Consider the following 2,091-nt stretch of genomic DNA (forward strand, 5'->3'; position numbering starts at 1 on the left):
GCTGGAATGGCAAGGGGCCGGAAGGACTCGTGAGGCGCATGCGCACCCTGGGAATGCTCGTCGTGGTGATGGCCACCGGGATGGCGTTCGCGCAAGCCCCGCCGCCCGCGCCCACGCCCGTCCCGGCGCGCCCGCTGTCGCCCGCGTTGGACAAGGCCAGCGACGTGCCGGACAGCGAGAAGGTGGCGCGCAGCACCCAGGCCCTGGGCGGCATGCGTGAAGCCCTGCGCCAGGTGCTGGAGAAGGTGGAGGAGGCGCGCGGCACCAAGGACGTGGTGAAGCTCAACTGCGCCAACGAGAAGCTCACGCAGATCAAGGGCCTCTTGCGCATCTCCGAGCAGGCGGACGTGGCGCTCCAGGAGGCCGTCAGCAAGCAGGAGGCGGCGCCCGGTGAGCACGAATTCACCAAGGTGATGATCGCCCAGCAGAAGGTGGGGCAGCTGCGCTCGGAGGCGGAGGAGTGCATCGGCCAGCTCGCCTTCCGCACCGACGAGAACCTCTTCGTGGAAGTGGAGGAGCCCGACAACCTGCCCGGTGGCGACCCCACGCGCCCCGCGCCGCCGCCGGACCTGGTGGTGCGGCCCCCGCCCGCCAGCCCCATCGACTGAGTGTCCGGCCCGTCCTCACGCACCGCATCACCGGCCGTGGAGCGTTTGTTCCCTGAGGGGAAAAACGCGTGCTATGCCGACCGCCATCTCTTGCGCACCGCCTCTGACTCCATGACGCAGCCTGGGACATTCCGTCTGGCCCTCACGGCCCTGGTGCTCGCGGCGCTGCTGCCGCTGACCGCCTCGGCCCAGGGCATGGGCGGACGCCCCCCGGGTGGCAATGGCATCAAGGTGGGCAACGGGCGGCTGCACCCGACGCTGGACCTGGAGACGCGGCTGGACAGCGGCGTGGGCTACTTCCTGGACCAGGGCACCGGCCCGCTGTCGCCGGACCTGTCCGGGGAACTGGCGCTGCACGTGCGCCCCGGGCTGATGTTGGACGTGCCGTCGCAGAAGCTGGCGCTCTCGCTGCGCGGCAACCTGGACTACGTCGTCTACACCGGCCTGCTGACGCCGGGCTCCAGCGCGGCGACGCACCTGGAGGGCATGGCGGACCTGGCGCTGCGCTTCGACCCGGAGGGCACGCTGTCCGTGGAGGTCGGCGACCAGCTCACGCGCTCGGACCGCACGCGCACGGTGGCGCTGGGCGCGGGCATCCTGTCGCTCTACAACGAGGCGCGCGTCCGGGCGCAGTGGAAGCCCGGTGGCGGCGCGCTGGAGCTGACGCCGTCGGTGGCGTACGCGATGGAGTTCTTCGAGCCCCTGGGCGGCCTGCCCGCCGTGGGCTGCACCGAAGCGGAGTGTGATCCGCTCGCCGCCAGCCAGTTCAACTACGGCAACCTGCGGCTGGGCGTGGAGGGCCGCTGGCGCTTCCTGCCGAAGACGGCGGTGGTGGCGGACACCGGCCTCACCTACCGCGGCTACTTCAACGACACCACCACGCCCAGCGCGACGCTGGTGCACGTGATGGCGGGCGTCGCGGGGCTCGTGTCCCCGCGCATCACGCTGACCGCGAAGGCGGGCTGGAGCCAGAACCTGGGCGCCGGCGGCGGCGGCAACGTGGTGGCGCTGGCGGAGGGCACGTACCTGTGGGGCCCCACGCTCACCCTGAAGGGCGGCTACCTGCGCGCCTTCGAACCGGTGGCCGCCTACGGCACCTTCCGCGACGACCGCATCTTCGCGGAGGCCCGGTCGCTGATGGGCTCGCGGCTGGCGCTGCACGCGGCGGGCGCGGTGGACTTCATCGCGTTCACCGGGGAGCGCAATGACACGCTGGTGTCGTTGGACCTGGGCCCGGAGTACCAGTTCCGCCCGTGGCTGGTGGGCGCGGTGGGCTACACGCTGAGCAGCCGCTCCTCGTCGCTGTCCGCCAGCGGCTTCAACTACACCCGCAACGAAGGCTATGCGCGGCTGTCCGTCACGTACTGAGGCCGTGCGCATGCGTTCCGCCGCACGCTTCCTCCCCGCCCTGCTGGCCCTCCTCGTGGGATGCCACGCGGAGACGCGCCCTCCCGCGCCCACCAGCCACGGGCGGAACTGGTAC

Annotated in this window: 2 protein-coding genes; both read left to right on the forward strand. The window is 71.8% G+C overall.

Annotated features, from left to right (window positions below):
• Positions 1-38 precede the first annotated feature (38 nt).
• Positions 39-608: a hypothetical protein gene (locus D7X74_RS41525; protein WP_120538423.1), complete on the forward strand. Its 570-nt coding sequence runs from the start codon at positions 39-41 to the stop codon at positions 606-608.
• Positions 609-719: 111 nt separating this feature from the next.
• Positions 720-1,976 carry a hypothetical protein gene (locus tag D7X74_RS41530; RefSeq protein WP_120538424.1) on the forward strand — a complete coding sequence of 419 codons (1,257 nt, stop codon included), beginning with the start codon at positions 720-722 and terminating at the stop codon, positions 1,974-1,976.
• Positions 1,977-2,091: the final 115 nt, after the last annotated feature.

This window comes from Corallococcus sp. CA047B, assembly GCF_003612065.1.
GTDB classification, from domain to species: domain Bacteria; phylum Myxococcota; class Myxococcia; order Myxococcales; family Myxococcaceae; genus Corallococcus; species Corallococcus praedator.

Bases quoted from the DNA above. Each gene is read 5' to 3' on its own strand.
- D7X74_RS41525 (WP_120538423.1), top strand. From the start codon at position 39: ATGCGCACCCTGGGAATGCTCGTCGTGGTGATGGCCACCGGGATGGCG.
- D7X74_RS41530 (WP_120538424.1), top strand. From the start codon at position 720: ATGACGCAGCCTGGGACATTCCGTCTGGCCCTCACGGCCCTGGTGCTC.